The sequence below is a fragment of the Novosphingobium sp. Sphag1I genome, assembly GCF_056279125.1.
Window position 1 is genome coordinate 117,617 of the sequence record NZ_JBWBQS010000003.1, and the last position, 18,195, is coordinate 135,811.

15 protein-coding genes are annotated in these 18,195 nt (G+C 62.0%); 6 read left to right on the forward strand and 9 right to left on the reverse strand.

The features are described 5' to 3' along the window. Positions 1–106: 106 nt before the first annotated feature. The 3 genes from ACZ9HU_RS04185 to ACZ9HU_RS04195 are packed head-to-tail and all read left to right on the forward strand — an operon-like array spanning position 107 to position 2,139. Positions 107–895: a DODA-type extradiol aromatic ring-opening family dioxygenase gene (locus tag ACZ9HU_RS04185; protein ID WP_476102645.1), complete on the forward strand. Its 789-nt coding sequence runs from the start codon at positions 107–109 to the stop codon at positions 893–895. A gap of 39 nt (positions 896–934) precedes the next feature. Further along, positions 935–1,519: an FMN-dependent NADH-azoreductase gene (locus tag ACZ9HU_RS04190; protein WP_476102647.1), complete on the forward strand. Its 585-nt coding sequence runs from the start codon at positions 935–937 to the stop codon at positions 1,517–1,519. An 11-nt stretch (positions 1,520–1,530) separates the two neighbouring features. After that, positions 1,531–2,139, forward strand: coding sequence for a YceI family protein (locus tag ACZ9HU_RS04195; protein WP_476102649.1), 609 nt, complete (start codon positions 1,531–1,533; stop codon positions 2,137–2,139). Positions 2,140–2,228: 89 nt separating this feature from the next. On the opposite strand, the gene ACZ9HU_RS04200 is transcribed toward ACZ9HU_RS04195, so the two are convergent. The 4 genes from ACZ9HU_RS04200 to ACZ9HU_RS04215 all read right to left on the reverse strand — a co-directional run bounded on the left by ACZ9HU_RS04200 (position 2,229) and on the right by ACZ9HU_RS04215 (position 7,368). Next, complete coding sequence (locus ACZ9HU_RS04200; RefSeq protein ID WP_476102652.1) at positions 2,229–2,777, reverse strand: hypothetical protein; 549 nt, start codon at positions 2,775–2,777, stop codon at positions 2,229–2,231. Positions 2,778–2,887: 110 nt separating this feature from the next. After that, positions 2,888–5,368, reverse strand: coding sequence for a TonB-dependent receptor (locus tag ACZ9HU_RS04205; protein ID WP_476102654.1), 2,481 nt, complete (start codon positions 5,366–5,368; stop codon positions 2,888–2,890). A 123-nt stretch (positions 5,369–5,491) separates the two neighbouring features. Then, a complete protein-coding gene (locus ACZ9HU_RS04210; RefSeq protein WP_476102656.1) occupies positions 5,492–6,166 on the reverse strand; it encodes a response regulator transcription factor in 675 nt (224 codons plus the stop codon). Then, complete coding sequence (locus ACZ9HU_RS04215) at positions 6,163–7,368, reverse strand: sensor histidine kinase (RefSeq protein ID WP_476102659.1); 1,206 nt, start codon at positions 7,366–7,368, stop codon at positions 6,163–6,165. Before ACZ9HU_RS04215 ends, ACZ9HU_RS04210 begins: the two co-directional genes overlap by 4 nt. A 109-nt stretch (positions 7,369–7,477) precedes the next feature. Here ACZ9HU_RS04215 and ACZ9HU_RS04220 point away from each other — a divergent pair, with 109 nt between their 5' ends. Next, positions 7,478–7,801, forward strand: a complete 324-nt coding sequence (locus ACZ9HU_RS04220) for a DUF779 domain-containing protein (protein ID WP_476102661.1) — start codon at positions 7,478–7,480, stop codon at positions 7,799–7,801. Between the two features lie 84 nt (positions 7,802–7,885). On the opposite strand, the gene lepA is transcribed toward ACZ9HU_RS04220, so the two are convergent. Then, on the reverse strand, positions 7,886–9,703 hold the full coding sequence (gene lepA, locus ACZ9HU_RS04225) for a translation elongation factor 4 (protein ID WP_476102664.1): 1,818 nt from the start codon (positions 9,701–9,703) through the stop codon (positions 7,886–7,888). A gap of 127 nt (positions 9,704–9,830) precedes the next feature. Next, a complete protein-coding gene (locus ACZ9HU_RS04230) occupies positions 9,831–12,554 on the reverse strand; it encodes an EAL domain-containing protein (RefSeq protein WP_476102665.1) in 2,724 nt (907 codons plus the stop codon). Between the two features lie 271 nt (positions 12,555–12,825). On the opposite strand from ACZ9HU_RS04230, the gene ACZ9HU_RS04235 reads away from it, so the two are divergent. Both ACZ9HU_RS04235 and ACZ9HU_RS04240 read left to right on the forward strand, forming a co-directional pair. After that, positions 12,826–14,139, forward strand: a complete 1,314-nt coding sequence (locus tag ACZ9HU_RS04235) for an FAD-dependent oxidoreductase (RefSeq protein ID WP_476102667.1) — start codon at positions 12,826–12,828, stop codon at positions 14,137–14,139. A 149-nt stretch (positions 14,140–14,288) separates the two neighbouring features. Continuing rightward, positions 14,289–15,416, forward strand: a complete 1,128-nt coding sequence (locus ACZ9HU_RS04240) for a GGDEF domain-containing protein (RefSeq protein WP_476102669.1) — start codon at positions 14,289–14,291, stop codon at positions 15,414–15,416. Positions 15,417–15,572: 156 nt separating this feature from the next. Here ACZ9HU_RS04240 and ACZ9HU_RS04245 read toward each other — a convergent pair whose 3' ends face one another. The 3 genes from ACZ9HU_RS04245 to ACZ9HU_RS04255 form a co-directional block, all read right to left on the reverse strand. After that, entirely contained in the window at positions 15,573–16,109 is a 537-nt protein-coding gene (locus tag ACZ9HU_RS04245) for a L,D-transpeptidase family protein (RefSeq protein ID WP_476102671.1), read from the reverse strand. Positions 16,110–16,358: 249 nt separating this feature from the next. Beyond that, positions 16,359–17,477 carry a DNA polymerase III subunit beta gene (dnaN, locus tag ACZ9HU_RS04250; RefSeq protein ID WP_476102674.1) on the reverse strand — a complete coding sequence of 373 codons (1,119 nt, stop codon included), beginning with the start codon at positions 17,475–17,477 and terminating at the stop codon, positions 16,359–16,361. A 221-nt stretch (positions 17,478–17,698) separates the two neighbouring features. Then, complete coding sequence (locus ACZ9HU_RS04255; RefSeq protein ID WP_476102677.1) at positions 17,699–18,187, reverse strand: hypothetical protein; 489 nt, start codon at positions 18,185–18,187, stop codon at positions 17,699–17,701. Positions 18,188–18,195: the final 8 nt, after the last annotated feature.

An 18,195-nucleotide genomic window follows, 5' to 3' on the forward strand; every position in this document is an offset into this window, starting at 1 on the left:
TATGCGTTTTTGCATTGATGCTTTGCATTTTTAGTCGATTGGAATGCAAAAATCATTACCCTATCTATCCCTCAACGCCAAGCCAGTCTTGGCACGGAGAAGACCGATGCAGCCCACCCTCTACCTCTCCCACGGTTCGCCGATGCTGGCGCTGCAGGACCACCCGGCGCGTCATTTCATCGCGGGCCTTTGCGGCCAGCTTGAACGCCCCGACGCGATCGTCGTGATTTCAGCCCATTGGGAAACGGACGTTCCGGCGGTCAATGCAGTAGAAGTCAATGAGACGATCCACGATTTCTACGGCTTTCCGCCGCCGCTCTATGCGCTGACCTATCCCGCGCCCGGCTCGCCCGATCTGGCCGCCCGCGTGGTGGATCTGCTGGGCGATGCGGGGCTGCGCGCCGGGATCGATACCCGCCGCGGTCTGGACCACGGGGCATGGACGCCGCTGCTGCTGATGTGGCCCGAACATGACATTCCGGTGGTCCAGCTTTCGGTGCAGAGCCGCCTTGGGCCGGGACATCACGTGCAACTGGGCCGCGCTCTGACGCAATTGCGCAAGGACAACATTCTGGTGCTGGCTTCGGGCAGTTTCACCCACAACCTTCGCGCCATCAACCGCCAACTGGGCGATGGGCTTGGCTCGAAATGGGGCCCGGAATGGGTGACCGCCTTTGCCGACTGGATGGACGAGGCGCTGGTATCAGGGCGCACCTGCGACCTGGTCTCCTATCGCCGCCTTGCCCCCTTTGCGGTGGAAAATCACCCGACGGATGAACATCTTTTGCCTTTGTTCGTTGCACTTGGCGCGGCGGGCGAAGGCGCAAAGGCCACCCGTATCCACCAATCCACCGATTTGGGCATCCTACGCATGGATGCCTATCGTTTCGACTGACCTTTACTGACCAACCCCTTCTATTTCAGGAGAATTCCCATGGCTAATGTTCTTGTGATCCGTTCGGCCGCCACTGGCGAAGCCTCGGTCAGCAACAAGCTGATCAACGCCTATCTGGCCGCCCACCCCGAAGCCAATGTCGTGGAACGCGACCTTGACGCGAACCCCGTCCCCCACGTCGACTCCGCCTCGCTGGCCGGTATCGGTCGTCAGGCCCCCGAAGGTGAACAGTTCGCCGCCGCCCGCGCGCTGCAGGATGAACTGATTGCCGAAGCCTTTGCCGCCGACGTGATCGTCATTGGCGTTCCGCTCTACAACTTCGGCATGCCCTCGACGCTCAAGGCCTGGTTCGACTATATCGCCCGCGCCGGCACCACGTTCCAGTACACTGCCGAAGGCCCTGAAGGTCTGATCAAGGGCAAGAAGGCCATTCTGGTCCACACCCGCGCCGGCAAGTATGACGATGCCGCCGGTTTCCCGTTTGCCGTCGCCCATACCAAGGCGCTGCTGGGCTTTGTCGGCGTGACCGATGTCACCACCGTCACCGCCGAAGGCATGGCCTTTGGTCCCGAAGCCGCCGAAGCCGCCATCTCGGCCGCCGTCGCTGAAATCAGCGCTTTGTAAGGAACGTCCCCATGTTTCGCTCTTTGATCGCCGCCGCCCTGATCGTCGCCCCGGTTGCTGTGTCCGCACAGTCGCCGGTGGCCAACCCCGCCCCTGCCGCCGTACAGGCCGGGGACTATACGGTCGAAACCAGCCACACCCGCGTCCAGTTCACCGTCAGCCACATGGGCTTTTCGGACTGGTACGGCGATTTCACCGGTGCCACCGGCTCGCTGGTCCTTGACCCCAAGGCGCCTGCGAAGGCCAAGGTCGACATCACCATCCCGGTAAGCAGCGTTTCGACCACCAACGCCACGCTGGACGGTGAATTGAAGAGCGATGCATGGTTTGATGCGGCCAAATATCCGCAGATCCGCTTCACCTCGACCGCGGTGACGCCGACCGGCCCGCGCACCGCCAATATCGCTGGCAATTTGACGTTCCATGGCGTGACCCGCCCGGTCGTGCTCAAGGCCACGTTCCTGGCCAGCGGCGTCAACCCGCTGAGCAAGGGTTACACGGTGGGCTTTAACGCGACCACCTCGCTCAAGCGCAGCGATTTTGGCGTGAAGACCTATATTCCGCTGATCAGCGACGAAGTATCGCTGCGCATCAGCGCGGCCTTTGAAAAGGCCAAGTAAGAGCCCCCCGTCGACCCTTCTTCCCATCCCCCCCCTCGGAAGGGTCGCACAAAGCCCCCGCCCGGCATGTCCGGACGGGGGCTTACTCTTTATGGATTCAGCCGCGCCGCCCAATCATGGGCCGCGCTGGCATAGACATAATTGGCATCGCAAATCTTCAGGTCGGCCTCGCTGATGGTGGCGATGACGGGAGCTTTCGCCACGTCGGGATCGGCGGCGGGGTTTGCAGGAAAGTCGGCACCGTGATCCGTGGCGGCGCGGGCGGGATCGGATGAACGCGCGGGCTGCACGCGGTGAGCGGCAATATAGGCAGCAAGGCGAGCATCACCCTGCGCCAGAACGGCGGCATGATCGGCATCGGCATCATCGGCAAGGCTCCTGTATCGCGCTTCGGCGGCCAGTTTCGCGGCTTGGGCAGCGTCGCGCTGGGCGTTCCATGCGGCCTGTGTTGCGCGGGCCTTTTGCGCCCATTGGCCGGCGCGCATCGCCTGCCACCCGGCAAGCGCGAGTGCGACGATCGCAACAGCCGCCCAGATTCGCGCCGCCGATCCGCCAACCCAGCGGGCCACCCCGCCCATCGCCGAGGCAACCCGTTTGAACCCACCCGCCAGCCACAGAAGAAGCGCATTGGTGAACATGAAAACAGCTCCGTGAAGCCGGACAAATTCGCCTTTTGCGAATCGTCCGGTTTCACAGAACTATCAGCGCCTTGGCCGTGTAGGACAGGAATTTAACCTAAATGGTGAATTTACAATTGTACCCTCAACCCCACCTCAAACCGGCGCGGCGCGGCGGGGGCAAGGAATGTGCTGTGCAACAAAGGCCTTTCGCCATCGATGACCGGGCCGCTGAAAGGACGCCCGACAAAGGCGCCATTGGTGTCATAGCCGCTCGCCCCCAATTGCGCGGCGGTGGCGTAATGGGCGTTCATCAGGTTGGTGATGCCAGCCTGTATCGTCACCCCCCGACGCGGCCGGATTTCCAGCGCGGCATTGACCACGCCATAGCCATCGGTCTTGCCCGAACCCAGATAATAGGTGCCATCGGCCCGGTGCAGATTGTTTTCATTGCCCCGCGCATAAACGCCGCTGGCCGCCACCAATTCCCCGCGCAGGGTCAGCCATGATGCGGCGTCGAAACTGGCCTGCGCCTTGAACAGATGACGGGGCAGCAGCGGCAGGCGGTCGCCGGTTCGCACATCGATCTCGCCTTCAAAACCGGGGGCGGCGGCGTCATTGCTGCTGTTCGATCCGCCATTCACGGTCAAAGGCGTGCGATAGGTGGCGTCGAGCAAAGTATAGCTGCCCGACAGTTGCAGTCGCCCGAAACGTGCCCCGCCGCTGGCCTCAATGCCTTGACGGCGGGTGGTGCCGACATTGGCGAAATAGCCGAAGCCGGATGCCCCGCCCGCGATGAATTGGATATCGTCACGATTGTCGCTGCGGAACGCCGTCACGCGCAGGTTCCATGCCTTGCGCTCCAGCGTTGCGCCCAGCGAGAAGCTGCGCGCCACCACTTGCCGCAGCGGCGGATCGCCCGCCATCGCATTGGGCAGGCGGCATGGCGCCGCCGGGTCCGAACATCCCAGTTCCACCGCCGATGGCGCGCGCGAACTCTCCCCCGCCTGCGCCGTCAGGGTCAGGCCGGAGCCGACCGCCCAATCGACCATGGCCGACGGGTTGAAACGCTGAAACACCGGGTCGGCATCGAGCGATCCCGTCCCGCCGCCAGGCGTAATCTGGTCACGGTTGCGCAATTGCGTGCGGTCATAACGCCCCGCCAAAGTCACCCGCACCCGATCCGAAAGCGCCAGAACATCGGCGGCATAGAGGCCAAGGCTGGAAATGCGGCTGTGCAGATCGACCCGCGCGTCAAAGGCATTCTCGCTCGACTGGCTACCGTCGGCATAGGCACCGGGGCCGTCAACCACGGTCACCGAATGATCGGGCAGGAGATAGCCAAACTGGCTGTTCTGAATAAAGCGCGCCCGCGCCTGTGCATAGCTGGCACCGATGGTCAGGCGTTGCTCCACGCCCGCCAATTGCCCCGCCCATGCCAGTTCGACCGCCCCGCCCCATTCCTGCTGGCGGGTGGAGGAACGGGTGAACAGACCGTTGCACTTCTCATTGGGCTCATCGTTGAGCAGGACGTTGGCGATGCAACGCCATTTCGGAAACGCCGTGTTGGCCTGCGTTTCGCCGCTGGTGGGATAGCCGGTGTACCCCGCTGCCGCCAAAGCCGCACGTTCGATCGCATTGGGTTGATAGAAGCTCTCGCCCAGCGCATCCTCATTCATGTCGCCATTTACGCTGCGGGTGACAATGCTGCGCCAGAACACGTTGGCCGACAGGGTCAGGCGATCCGACAGCTTTTTATGGCCCGACAGCATCGCCTGCGTCGCAATATTGCGGGTGTTGTCGGGCGAGGTGTAAACGCTGCGCCAATCGCGGGCCAGCAGGCGATAGTCCTGAAGCCCATTGCCATTGAGGTCCGATTGCGCGCGGTTCAGGGTAAAGGTCACGCCGCTTTCGGCCCCTTCCCAGCCCAGCTTGGCCAGCCCCTTCCACGCCTTGCTGGCCGAGGCATAGCGCCAGCCATCCTCACGAAACCCCTCGATCGCGCCATACCAGTGGAAACCATTGCCCGCCTTGCCGCCGGCCTCCAGACTGCCGCGCAGACGGCCATAGGAACCGCCGGCCACGGACATGGCCACGCCCGGCGCGCTGCGCCCGTCCTTGGTGCGGATGTTGAGCGCGCCGCCCAGCGCATTGCGCCCGAATTGCGGCGCAGCACCTTCGATCAAGGCCACCTGATCCACCGCCACCGAGGGCAGCAGATCCCAGCTCACCACCTCGCCAAAGGGCTGGTTGGCGCGCACACCATCGACATAGACCGCCATACCCTGCGGTGTGCCCAGCAAGGGCGATGCGGTATAGCCGCGAAAGGACAGGTCGCTTTGCAGCGGGTTGCCCTGAATTTCATTGATGACGACGCCCGGCGCCTGACGCGCCAGCGCATCGTTGAGCGCAATCGCCTGAATCGCCCGCAACGCCTTGGCATCGATCAACACGCGCCCGCTATCGCCCACGTTGGACAATGGCGTGCTGGCGCTGACGACGATAGCATCATCTTCGGCGGTGGCATCATTGGCCGCAAAATCTCTGGCCAACGCATGAACCGGCAAGGCCCACATCGCCCCGCCCAGCAAAAGCGCAAAACGCCCCTTCATCAACCTCTTCCCCTGTGCTTGCCCGATCCATCGGGTCGCGTGATGCCCTTGGGCTATCATGGGAATGGTCGGGCAACCTTAGAACGGCCTCAGACTGGCAAAGGTATAAGACGCAGAAATTTTCTAAGTATTTTCATCTATTTCAATCACCATCCCGGCCCCACGCACCGTACGAAGCTGTAATGAAGGCGCCGCCAGTCCCAGCCTCTTGCGCAGAGACGACAGGACAACATCAAGCGCATTGTCCGTGACCGCCGCATCGCCCCACACCGCATCGATCAACGCACGGCGCGACACGACCTGTCCCCGCGCGCGCAACAGGGCCGACAGGACGGCAACACCTTTGGGTTCCAGATCAAGCCTTTCGCCCGCCCATCGCGCTTCATTGGCCAAGGGGTCAATCTCCAGCGCGCCCAGCACCAAGGGATCGGGGCGACGCTGCGCTGCATGGCGCTCCATCACCCGCACCCGCGCCACCAGTTCGGCAAAGGCAAAAGGTTTGGCCAGATAATCATCCGCCCCGGCGGCAAATCCATCCAGCCGGTCATCCAACCCACCCCGCGCCGTCAGCATCAGCACCGGCAAATGGTGCCCGCCATCGCGCAAGGCACGACAAACATCCAACCCGTCGCCATCGGGCAGGCCAAGGTCCAGCACCACCGCATCGACCCCGCCTTCCTGCACCAGCGGCAAGACATCTCCGCCCCGGCGCAGCCAGCGGGCGGCAAAACCCGCAGCGGTCAAACCCTGCGCCAAGGTGCGGCCAATGGTCACATCATCTTCGACAACCAGGATCATCCCATCGACTCCAAAGGCATGGTCAACACAATACGCGCACCGCCGCCCGCCCGGTTTTCGGCGCGGATCGTGCCGCCATGCTGATCGGCCACCCATCGCGCAAGGGCAAGGCCAAGGCCGGTGCCGCCGCGATGACGTCCTTCCTCGCTTTGATAATAGGCCTCGAAAATCAAGGGCAAATCCGCCTCGCCCATGCCGGGGCCATGATCGGCGATGGAGAGAATGGCATGAGAAGTTTCGACCGTCAGCGTGATTTCCACCGCGCCGCCGGGATCGGAAATCTTCAGCCCATTGTCGATAATCGCCAACAAAGCCTGCCCCAGCCAGCGTCCATCGGCCCGGACCGCAAATGTCTCCGACGGGCGTTCATAGAGCAAGGCAACATCCACCAATCGGGCAAATGGCCCCGCCGCGCCAACCGCCCCGGCAACAATATCGCGCAGGTCACAAGGGGCCAGCACCAGCACCGGCTTGCCTTCCTCGGCGCTGGCCAGACTGAGCATTTCATCGATGCGGTGGGAAAGGAACTGCGCCTGCGCCACGACATCGCCCAGCGCGATGCGCGGATCGCCCCCCGCCGAAAGCGTCACTTCGGCCAGCGATCGCATCGCGGTGACGGGGGTGCGCAATTCATGGCTGGCCTTGGCAAAGAACAGGCGGCGGGATCGATCGACCGCCTGCAACTGGGCGGTGCGGGCGGCAACTTCGCCCTCCAGCGCGCGATTGGCCCAGACGAGGCGCCAAAGACCCGCCCCCGCCGCAACCAGAGCCACAAGAGTCAACAGGCCACCCAACAGCAGCATCCGTTTGCGGCTATGGTCCAGCGCGGCTCTGGCGGCCACCACCTCGGCACGCTCATCGGCCAGCATAGTGGCCAAGAGCGCCGGATCGCCGGGGTTTCGTGCCAATTGGTCGATGCGGGCCACTTCATCACTGCGCGTGGGAGAGCCGAGCGCCGCCTCCTGCGCAATGAGGGCGCGATATTCGGCAAGGCGCGGGGGATATTGCGCGGCAGGCTGTCCGACAAGGCCGGCGATCAACCCGGCCTGTCTTTCGGATAATAGCGCGATTTCGAACTGGCGCGCGCCCTGCCGCAGGCTGAAGACAAAGCCCGCCATCAATCCGGCCAGCGCGGCTGCCATCACCAGCCACCCGGCAAAGCTGCGCGCCAAGGGCATCGGATTGGGTGCGGTTTGCGCCATGGGCTGGGGTTCTCACGGTCGAGGCCGGACGGCAAGCCTCATCAACCACATGCACCTTGTCCCAAAGTCCCATTCGCGCCGGAATGGTCAATCGTGATAGGGTGGCGCCATGACCGACACCACGCGCCAGATCCCGATCAGCCCCGCTGCCCAATCCGCGCTGGACCGGTTGCGAGCGCAGCATGGTCGGTTGGTCCTGCATGTGACCGGCGGGTGTTGTGACGCGGGAACGCCGCTCTGCCTTGCCGAGGGCGACATCATTCTGGGCCAGAGGGACCAGTTGCAGGGCGTATGCGACGGTGTGCCGCTGTACCGCATGGCCGATGATGCGGATCAATGCCCGGTGTCGCTGGAACTGGATGTGGAGCCGGGTCGCGCGGTGGGCTTTTCGCTGGACATCGGCGACGGCACGCGTTTTGTATTAAAGGGCTAGCACCCCCGGCGAATTTACTGCGCAACCCCAAAACGGGATTGCAAAGGGCCGAGGCCCTTTGCCCGCCGGAGGCCCCCTAAACCTTTACTCTTCACCCATCCGCAACGCGGCAATAAACGCCTCCTGCGGGATCTGCACATTGCCATACTCACGCATACGGGCCTTGCCCTTCTTCTGCTTTTCCAGAAGCTTTTTCTTGCGCGTGATGTCGCCGCCATAGCACTTGGCGGTCACGTCCTTGCGCATGGCGGCGATGGTTTCGCGCGCGATGACCTTGCCGCCGATGGCGGCCTGAATCGGGATCTTGAACAGGTGACGCGGGATCAGGTCCTTCAGACGTTCGCACATGTGGCGCCCGCGTTCCTCGGCCACGCTGCGGTGGACGATCATGGACAGCGCATCGACCGGCTCGTTGTTGACCAGAATGCCCATCTTGACCAGATCGCCTTCGCGCAGGCCAATCTGTTCATAGTCAAACGAGGCATAGCCGCGCGAAATCGACTTCAGGCGGTCATAGAAGTCGAACACCACTTCGTTGAGCGGCAGTTCATAATTCACCTGCGCACGCCCGCCGACATAGGTCAGGCCCGTCTGGATGCCGCGGCGGTCCTGACACAGCTTCAGGATGCTGCCCAAATATTCGTCGGGCGTGTAGATGGTCGCCTTGATCCACGGCTCGTCGATCTGTTCGATGCGGCTGGGATCGGGGTAATCGGCGGGGTTGTGCAGCATGACCTCGCCCGCGCCATCGGTGCGGCTGGCGCGCAATTGGATGCGATAGACCACCGAAGGGCTGGTCGTGATCAGGTCGAGGTCATATTCGCGGCTCAGGCGTTCCTGAATGATTTCAAGATGCAGCAGGCCAAGGAAGCCGCAGCGGAAGCCAAAGCCCAGCGCCGCCGAGGTTTCCATTTCAAAGCTGAACGACGCATCGTTCAACCGCAGCTTGGCGATGCTTTCACGCAGCTTTTCAAAGTCGGCCGCGTCCACCGGGAACAAGCCGCAGAACACCACCGGCTGCACTTCCTTATAGCCTGGCAGAGCCTCGGTCGCGCCGCCCTTGACCGTGGTGATCGTGTCACCGACCTTGGCCAGTTCGACTTCCTTGATCTGGGCGGTGATAAAACCGATCTCGCCCGGCCCCAATTCGGCCAGTTCCTCGCGCTTGGGCGTAAAGCAGCCCACGCGGTCGATCAGATGTTCGGTGCCGCCCTGCATGAACTTGACGTTCAGGCCCTTGTTGATGACGCCGTCAATCACGCGCACCAGAATAACCACGCCCAGATAGGGGTCATACCAGCTATCGACCAGCATCGCCTTGAGCGGCTTGGTCCGGTCGCCCTTGGGCGCGGGGATCTTCTTGACGACGGCCTCAAGGATTTCCTCGATGCCGATGCCCGACTTCGCGCTGGCCAGCACGGCCTCGCTGGCGTCCAGACCGATCACTTCCTCGATCTCGGCCTTGACCTTTTCCGGCTCGGCGGCGGGCAGGTCGATCTTGTTGATGACGGGCACGATTTCGTGGTCATGCTCGATCGACTGGTACACGTTGGCCAGCGTCTGGGCCTCGACCCCCTGCGCCGCGTCCACCACCAACAGCGCGCCCTCGCAGGCCGCCAGCGAACGGCTGACTTCATAGGCAAAGTCCACGTGGCCCGGCGTGTCCATCAGGTTCAGCTCATAGGTCTCGCCGTCATGGGCCTTGTAATTCAGCCGGACGGTTTGCGCCTTGATGGTGATCCCGCGCTCTTTCTCGATGTCCATGTTGTCCAGCACCTGCGCGCTCATTTCGCGCTCGGTCAGGCCGCCCGTGAACTGGATCAGCCGGTCGGCCAGTGTGCTCTTGCCGTGGTCAATATGGGCAATGATAGAGAAATTGCGGATCTTGGACTGGTCGGTCATGGAATGTCTTTATCAAAAGGGCGCGGGAAAAGGGGCAGGAAACCCCACCCCGCATCGAGTCGCAGCCGTTAGCAGCCTGCTGGATGGATGGCAAATGGCCTGCGCCGTTTGCCATCCATCCAACCACTTACCCCGCCTGACGATAGGCCGGCGCTTCGCCGTCGCGTTCCTGTGGGCCAAACAGGCTGGCGCGGGTGATGACGCCCGTGCCGTCAAAGGCCACCGGTTCGGCAAAGACCACGCCGGTCCGGCCATAGCGGCTCCAGCGGACGGTCGCGCCGACGCTCAGTTCATCGGACAGTTCGATCAGCATTTCCATGCCCATCGGCACGTCCATCAAACCTTCGAACATCGCGCCATTTTCCGAAATGTTGCGGATCGTGGCGGTATATCGGCGCCCCTGCGCCTCCAGCATGACCTTGCGCAACATGGTGCGGCGCGGTGCGCGGGCCGAACGGGGGCCGCGGGCTTCGATGGTGCCGCCCTCGCTCAACCGCATATCGGCCTCGTCACGCGGCAGCGGTTTGGAGAAGATGTAGCCCTGAACGTGGCTGCAACCCAGTTCGCGTACCAGATCGAGTTCGTCGAGCGTTTCCACGCCTTCCGCCGTCGTCTCCATGCCCAGCGCATCGGCCAGGCTGACGATGGAGGCGATGATCGCGCCATTGCGGCTGCCGGGCATGGTGGCGCCGCGCACAAAGCTCTGGTCGATCTTGATCTTGTCGAAAGGCGCCTTTTTCAGATAGCCGAGCGAGGAGTAGCCGGTGCCGAAATCGTCCAGCGCCAGACGCACGCCGATCCGCTTCAATGCCGTGAACATCGCGTCGGTATTGGCGCTGTCGTTCAAAAACACGCTTTCGGTGATTTCCAGTTCCAGCCGCGCCGGATCGACCCCCGCCGCCGCCAAGGCATGCGTGATGATCGTGGGCAGCGCCGGATTGGCAAATTGCAAGGGCGATACATTGACCGCCACGCGCACATTTTCCGGCCAGCGCGCCAGATCGTGGCAGGCCGTGCGCAGCGCCCATTCGCCGATCTGGGTAATAAGGCCTGTGTCCTCGGCCACCTCGACAAATTTGGCGGGCGACAGCCGGCCCAGCGTCGGGTGGTTCCACCGCAGCAGCGCCTCAAAACCGCTGATCTTCTGCTGGCTGAGCGCCACCGACGGTTGGTAATAGAGTTCCAGCCCACCATGGGTCAAAGCATCGCGCAGATCATGTTCAAGCTGGCGGCGCTCCTCGGCGTCGGAATGCAATTCCTCGTCATAGAAGTGATAGACGCCGCGCCCGCGATCCTTGGCCGCATAGAGCGCAAGGTCGGCGTTGCGGATGATCGCCTCGCTGGTCACGCCGTCGTCGGGGGCCATGGCGATGCCGACGCTGGCGCCGATCACCACACGCGCGCCTTCGATCGAATAGGGCTGTGAGAGATTCTCGATGATGCTGGTGGCCAATTGGGCCAATTTGTCGCGCGGCGTGCGCCCCGGCAGGATGACCTTGAATTCATCCCCGCCCAGACGGCCCACCCGGCCCGCCTCGCCCACGGTGCGCAGCAACCGCTGGGCCACCTGTTTCAGCAAGGCGTCGCCCGCCGGATGGCCCAACGTGTCATTGACCTGTTTGAACCGGTCCAGATCGAGCAGGAACACCGCGCAGTCGCGATGGTCGGCCTTGGGCGCGGACAGGATCTTTTCCAGCGTCTGGCTCATCTGGAAACGGTTGGCCAGACCCGTCAGCGAATCGAAATGGGCAAGGCGCGTGGCGTGCTGCTCGCTGCGCCGCTTTTCGGTCAGATCGCTGCCCGCACCGCGAAAGCCCAGGAAATTGTTGAAAGCGTCATAGACCGGGCGGCCATTGACCGCCCACCACTGTTCATCCCCATCCTTGGCCGCACGCAGCGCCAGATCGGTAAAGCCCGAACGCGCATTCAGATGGAACAGAAGGCTGCGTTGACCGGCTTGTTCCTGCTCCTGCATGATAAAGAGTTCGGTCAGCGGGCGCCCGATCAGTTCGCTTTCCTCACGCCCCAAGAGGGTGATGATATTAGGCGACACATAGGTCAACGCCCCCTTGCGATCAGTCTCCCAGAACCAGCCTTGGCCCGTCTTTTCAAATTCATTCAGCAATTCTTCGGCCCGCATCTGGGCATGGCGCATTTCGCGCTGTTCGGCCTGACCCGCGCGGTCGATGCCCAACTGACGCATGGCCGCCACCAGACCAATCGCCCCGCCCAACAGCAAGGTCACGATCGTATAGACCGACCCCATTTCCAGCGCGATGGGCGTCCACAGCGCCAATTTGGCCGCCACCATCGTGAACAACCGCCCCGACAGCGTGACCGCCATGACAAGACCCACGACCAGCAAGGCACCAATCAGCAAGACCGGCTCGGTCAAAGCGCCCGATTCGTACCACAGGCCAAGCCCCGCACCGAACAGCATCATCGGCACCACAACCGACACGGTCATCGCCCCGATGCGCCAGCCCAGCGGGCGGCGACTGGTACGTTCAAACGACACGAAAAGGCGCGCGGCGGCCACCATGACCACCGCGGTAACCAGTAGCCCCAGAATTTCAGGATTGGGCATACGGAACTGGTTGAGCGAAAGCATCAGCACCGCAATGCCCATGGCAATCGCCGTCATCGACCAGCCTTCGGAAATCAGGAAGTATCCCAAATAGGCTTCACTTTCGCGCCGCACCGGGTCGCTTTTCCGACGCAGATGCGTGACATCGACGGGCGCGCCTTCGGCTTCGGGCGGAAGGCTGGCGCGACGCCGCTCGGTCGCGGGGGTCGGCGCGGGCGTTTCATTTTTACGCAGCAGGGCTTGCGCCCGATTCGATTTGGTCACGCCTGATTTGCCTCTGTGGGAAATTGAGGATCCATGGCGGCAAATTGCGCGAAAGCCTTTTAAATCACGTTAAGGACATATGCAGAGCAGCCGCTCCTGCACCAAAGCCTCCGCTTAACCCGGACCGGCTGCATCAAGGCTTGCCATGGGCGGCAAACAGGTATGTGATAAGAATCAACGCGACAGCGCCCGGACCAACCGGGCCAGAGCGGGAGAGTATCGGCGTGCGCCACCCGGCGTCCGCCCCAAAAAAAGGGAGTGCATCAGGCTCATGCTGCATCTTGCCATTATCGGTTCGGGTCCTGCAGGATATTATACAGCCGAGGCGGCTCTCAAACGGTGGGGCGATGATGTCCATGTCGATATTTTCGATTTGCAACCGGTGCCCTTTGGCCTGATCCGCAGCGGGGTCGCCCCCGACCATCAATCGATCAAGGGCGTTGCAAAACGCTATGATGCCGTGGCCCAGGCCCCCAATGTCCGCTTTATCGGCAAGGTGGCGGTGGGGCGCGACATCTCGATTGGCGAATTGCAAAACCTTTATGATGCCGTGGTCTTGGCCACAGGCGCCCCGGCGGACCGCGCATTGAACATTCCCGGCGGCGACCTTGGCAATGTATTTGGCAGCGCGGGCTTTGTCGGATGGTATAATGGCCATCCCCATTTTGCCGAATTGAACCCCGATTTTTCCGGGCAACATGCCGTCGTCATCGGCAATGGCAATGTCGCGCTCGATATTGCCCGCATTCTGGCCAAGGTGCCGGGCGAGTTTGCCGGATCGGATATTGTCGCCCATGCGCTCGACGCGCTGGCCACATCGGACATCCGGCATGTCACGATTTTGGGGCGGCGCGGACCGCATCAAATTGCCATGACGCCCAAGGAACTGGGCGAACTGGCCCATCTGGAGCGGGCAAGGCCGCATGTTTCGCCCACGGATTTGCCAGCGGAGAGCGAGGATGCCGCGCTGGAACCGGGCCTTCGCAAATCGGTTCAGCATTTGCGCAACTTTGCCGCCATGTCCGACGAGCAAGTTAGCGCAAAGTCCTTCACCATCACCTTCGACTTCTTTGCCGCGCCCAAAGCTTTGCTGGGCACGGGCAAGGTTGAGGCGGTCGAGGTTGAACGCACCGCCCTGGTCGATGGCCGCGCGGTGGGCACGGGCGAAATCTATCGCGTCCCTGCCGATCTGGTCATTTCGGCCATCGGTTATCGCACCATCCCGATTGAGGGTGTGCCCTATGACACGTCGGCGGGGCGTTTCTCTAACGAGGAAGGGCGAATCATGCCCGGACTTTATTGTGTCGGATGGGCCCGGCGCGGGCCTTCGGGCACCATCGGTACCAACCGCCCGGACGGTTTCGCCATCATCGATCGCATCGGCGAAGATTTTGCCGCCCCCAACAGCACCAAACAGGGCCGCGCCGGTTTCGAAGCTTTGGCCCATGCGCGCGGGCTTGATTTCGTCACCTTTCGCGATTGGCGCAAAATTGACGAGGCCGAAATTGCCCGCGCCCGCGATGGCGCCCCGAGGGAAAAATTCGTGGCCTTTGATCAAATGCTTGCTGCGGCGGGAAAACACTAAATCCTTGTTTGCTTAACTCTGAATTAGTCATTTACCCCTATAACTCGCCGCCACAGAATGAGGTGGGGAGTGACGAGTTGCAGGCCGGTAAGAAACGGAATGAGTCACAACAATCCCCGCTGATGCATTTACGTGTGCGGTGGCGGCGAATGTTGTCGCCCTTTACGGCGCCCGTCCCGCTGCAAGTGGCCGGCGAGATGATCAACCTGCAATATGAGCGAGTCAGTTCACACCTGCCCTGGCTCTGCCTGCTGCTCAGCGTGCATTCGCTGGCCATGGCGCTGGCCCTGCGCGGCAATCTTCCGCTGTGGGAACAATGGCCCCCCGCGCTTGCCATCTCCGCGGCCTGCCTTTTTGTGCTGATCCGCAACCGCCTGCGACATCGCCGTCATGCGCACATCCCCCGCGCACAGGCCTATCGCCATTTGCGCCGCGCCGCCATCATGGCCGCGCCGGTCGGGTTGGTGGCGGGCATGTGGGCGGCCAACGCTTTTTCACACGCCACGCATGATTATTGCATGGTCGCGCCGGTGTTTATCGCCATCGCCGCCTTGACCAGCGCATCATGCCTGCTGGGCGTGCCGCGCGCGGCCATTGCGGGCATGGTTGCCTCCATTGCCCCCATCGCCGTCAAACTGGCGCTCTATGATTCGTGGGGGATGCGCGCCCTTGCCCTGATGCTGGTCCTGATGACGGCGATGCAAATCCATGTCGTGCTGGACAAATTCAAGGAAACGCTGGCCATGCTGGAACAAAAGCATCAGGCAGTCCGCGCTTCTCTGACCGATCCGCTGACGGGGCTGGATAACCGGCTGGCCTTTATGCGCATGCTGGAGGAACGCCTGCGCCTTGACCGCCCCGTCATGCTGGTGCTGGCCGATCTGGACGGGTTGAAAATCGCCAATGACACGCATGGCCATCTGGCCGGTGACGCCATCCTGACCGAAACCGCCCGCCGAATGAAGCGACTTGGCGCCCGCGCACTATGCGTGGCGCGGCTTGGCGGCGACGAATTCGCTATGCTCTATGACGTAGCTCGTGGTCAGAAACTGGCGCTGGGCGAAATTGCCGCTATCCGGGCGAGCCTCTCCCTCCCCATCGTGTGGAACGATCGCATCGTCTCCATCGGCGCCAGCTTCGGCACCGCCATCGGCCCGTTGGAAGGCGCCAGCCCCGCCGCCATCATCCAATCCGCCGACGCCCGCCTCTATGCCGACAAAGCCGCGCGCAAGAACACCGTGCCGCGTGTTGCCCCGCAGCGGTTGTGGCGGGTTTAAAATTTGCCTCCGGCGGGCAAAGGGACTGGTCCCTTTGCAATCCCGTTACTGTCTTGGTTGCGCGTCAATTGCCATGTTGTGCTTGGGTGCGGAATGGCTGCTATTTAAAGCCGCTTCGCGGCGTGGGAATGTCCGAAAAGTCAGGGGGAGCGGACTTCAGGCCCTGATCTCAATCTGGATGCCGTCAGGAACCAGCGTCCAAATTTCTTCGATCTCAGCATCAGTCACCGCGATGCACCCACGCGTCCAATCCAGTTTTCTGTGCAGCCCGCCAAGCCAGCCCAAGCCATTGCGTATGCCATGGATCATGACATCGCCGCCCGGATCAACTCCAAGCCGCTGAGCAACATTTCTCTGCTGTTCAGTTGGATACCCAACACGCAACGAAAGATGGAAGGCACTTCGCGGATTTCGACCAGTAATCCGATAAATTCCTTCTGGAACTTTGTTGTCTCCCGCCATGGATTTGGCCTCTTTGCCACCTCGCCCGAGTGCGACCCGATAAGTCCTGATAACACTGCCGCGATTGAACAGCCGCATCAGATGGAGATGCTTTTCGACCACGATATAGTCGATCGTCGGCTTCGTAACCGGAGCCTGAACCGGTAAGACAAAATAAATCCCGCTGACAGCAATTACTGCAACGATCGCGAGCGTAGAGCTTATCAAAATCCATCGCAATAAATTGGACATGGTCATGACTTAAAAGCTGCCTTTAACGTCCGCAATAGCACCGTGTCCGGAACGTCTCATTTCTTTCCGCGAAGCGGCTTAACAGTCCTTCCCACCCCCAACCACAACGCCGCCTCCATGGCGCCCCGCCGACAATATCGGGATTGCAAAGGGCCCCCGCCCTTTGCCCGCCGGAGGCAAAAACAAAAAAGGGGCGGAAACGCCCGAAAGCCTTCCCGCCCCATATTCAATTCAAAATCAAACGTCCGATCACACCCGCATCGGCATCAGAACATAGAGCGCCGGGCTCTTGTCGCTCTGGCGGATCAGGGTCGGCGCGCCGGCGTCGGCAAGGTGGAGTTCGACATTGTCGCCGTCGATCTGGTTCAGGATGTCTTTCAAATAGGTCGCGTTGAACCCGATCTCAAAGCCGGTCGAACCGTAATCGGCGGGCAGCTCTTCAGCCGCCGTACCATTGTCGGGCGAAGTCACGGACAGTGTCACACGGTCGGTTTCCAGCGCCATCTTCACCGCACGGGTCTTTTCCGTGGCAATCGTCGCCACGCGGTCCACCGCTTCATAAAAGCTCTTGGGATCGAGGCGCAGCAGCTTGTCATTGCCGGTCGGGATCACGCGGTTGTAATCGGGGAACGTGCCGTCGATCAGCTTGCTGGTCAACACCACGCCTTCTTCACCGCCCAGCGAGAAGCGGATCTTGCTGGCCGACAGATCGACGATCACATTGCTTTCGCCATGTTCGTCCAGCAGTTTACGCAGTTCGGCAACGCATTTGCGCGGCACGATCACGTCGGGCATGCCATCGGCGCCTTCGGGCTTGGCCAAGGTAAAGCGCGCCAGACGGTGACCATCGGTGGCCGCCGCCTTCAACTCTTCATCCGTAACATGCAGGAAGATGCCGTTCAGGTAATACCGCGTTTCCTCGGTGCTGATGGCAAAGCGGGTGCGATCGATCAGCTGGGCCAGCGTGGCGGCGGGCACTTCAAAGCTGGTGGGCAGATCGCCCTCGATGATGACGGGAAAATCGTCGCGCGGCAAAGTCGGCAACTGAAACCGGCTGCGCCCGGCCTTGATGACAAGGCGGTTCTCGGCGGTTTGCAGCGAGACCTGCGAACCATCGGGCAGCTTGCGCGCAATGTCGAACAGCAGGTGGGCCGACACGGTGATCGCGCCGGGTGCCTCGACGCTGACGGCGGGCAGATGCTCGACAACCTGAAGATCAAGGTCGGTGGCCATCAGGCGGACCGAGCCGCCATTGCTGGCCTCGATCAGCACGTTGGAAAGGATGGGGATGGTATTGCGCCGTTCCACCACCGATTGCACATGGCTCAAACAACGCAGCAGGGTCGCGCGTTCGATCGTGGCTTTCATGGCGTTTCTGTTCCCAAACTGTGTGGCGGCCAAAAGCAGGCCCCAAGCGTAAAACCGGCCCGAACCGGCGGGATAGACCGGAATCGACCAAAACAGCCGCCAATTCGGACGACCTTCCTAACGCACCATCGGCGTGCAGCAAGCGTTTCGTGACAAAGGCGCAGTGATTCTGGGGATAAATCCGGGGGTTTTGAAGGTTTGGTAAGTTTTAACGACAGGTTTTACCGCTTTGCGGCCTCTTCCCGGCCGATCAATTCGACCATGCCCGACGCCTTTGAGTCGATGGGCCGCATCACGGTCGGGTTACCGCGATAGCGCCGCCCGTCAAAACGCATCGCCACGACGCCCGATTTCCCCCCACCGCCGCCAATCCCCACGGCCAGATCGCGATAGGCCCGATGCCGCCCCGGCAGAATTCCCACGGGCATCTGCACCACCGGAATACGCGCCAGAACCACGTAATCCAGCCCCCTGGACTGTAACACAAACAGCGTGCATCCCCCGCTGCCGCACCAATCGGGGCCGGTTGCGTAAAGGAACTGTTCGGCCCGCCCGTCGCCATTAAGATCAGCCTCTGCCCAGCGGAAATCATCCACCTGCAACTGATATTTGGCATATCCGCGCAGCAGTTCCGAGGGCCGTGCCTGAGCCGCTCCGCCAAAGGTTACGGCCGCAACAAGCATCAAAAATAGGCGTGCGGTCCGGCTCATGCCCCAAT

Bases quoted from the DNA above. Each gene is read 5' to 3' on its own strand.
- ACZ9HU_RS04185 (WP_476102645.1), top strand. From the start codon at position 107: ATGCAGCCCACCCTCTACCTCTCCCACGGTTCGCCGATGCTGGCGCTG.
- lepA (WP_476102664.1), bottom strand. From the start codon at position 9,703: ATGACCGACCAGTCCAAGATCCGCAATTTCTCTATCATTGCCCATATT.
- ACZ9HU_RS04235 (WP_476102667.1), top strand. From the start codon at position 12,826: ATGCTGCATCTTGCCATTATCGGTTCGGGTCCTGCAGGATATTATACA.
- ACZ9HU_RS04200 (WP_476102652.1), bottom strand. From the start codon at position 2,777: ATGTTCACCAATGCGCTTCTTCTGTGGCTGGCGGGTGGGTTCAAACGG.
- dnaN (WP_476102674.1), bottom strand. From the start codon at position 17,477: ATGAAAGCCACGATCGAACGCGCGACCCTGCTGCGTTGTTTGAGCCAT.
- ACZ9HU_RS04205 (WP_476102654.1), bottom strand. From the start codon at position 5,368: ATGAAGGGGCGTTTTGCGCTTTTGCTGGGCGGGGCGATGTGGGCCTTG.
- ACZ9HU_RS04245 (WP_476102671.1), bottom strand. From the start codon at position 16,109: ATGTCCAATTTATTGCGATGGATTTTGATAAGCTCTACGCTCGCGATC.
- ACZ9HU_RS04210 (WP_476102656.1), bottom strand. From the start codon at position 6,166: ATGATCCTGGTTGTCGAAGATGATGTGACCATTGGCCGCACCTTGGCG.
- ACZ9HU_RS04240 (WP_476102669.1), top strand. From the start codon at position 14,289: ATGTTGTCGCCCTTTACGGCGCCCGTCCCGCTGCAAGTGGCCGGCGAG.
- ACZ9HU_RS04215 (WP_476102659.1), bottom strand. From the start codon at position 7,368: ATGGCGCAAACCGCACCCAATCCGATGCCCTTGGCGCGCAGCTTTGCC.
- ACZ9HU_RS04220 (WP_476102661.1), top strand. From the start codon at position 7,478: ATGACCGACACCACGCGCCAGATCCCGATCAGCCCCGCTGCCCAATCC.
- ACZ9HU_RS04255 (WP_476102677.1), bottom strand. From the start codon at position 18,187: ATGAGCCGGACCGCACGCCTATTTTTGATGCTTGTTGCGGCCGTAACC.
- ACZ9HU_RS04195 (WP_476102649.1), top strand. From the start codon at position 1,531: ATGTTTCGCTCTTTGATCGCCGCCGCCCTGATCGTCGCCCCGGTTGCT.
- ACZ9HU_RS04190 (WP_476102647.1), top strand. From the start codon at position 935: ATGGCTAATGTTCTTGTGATCCGTTCGGCCGCCACTGGCGAAGCCTCG.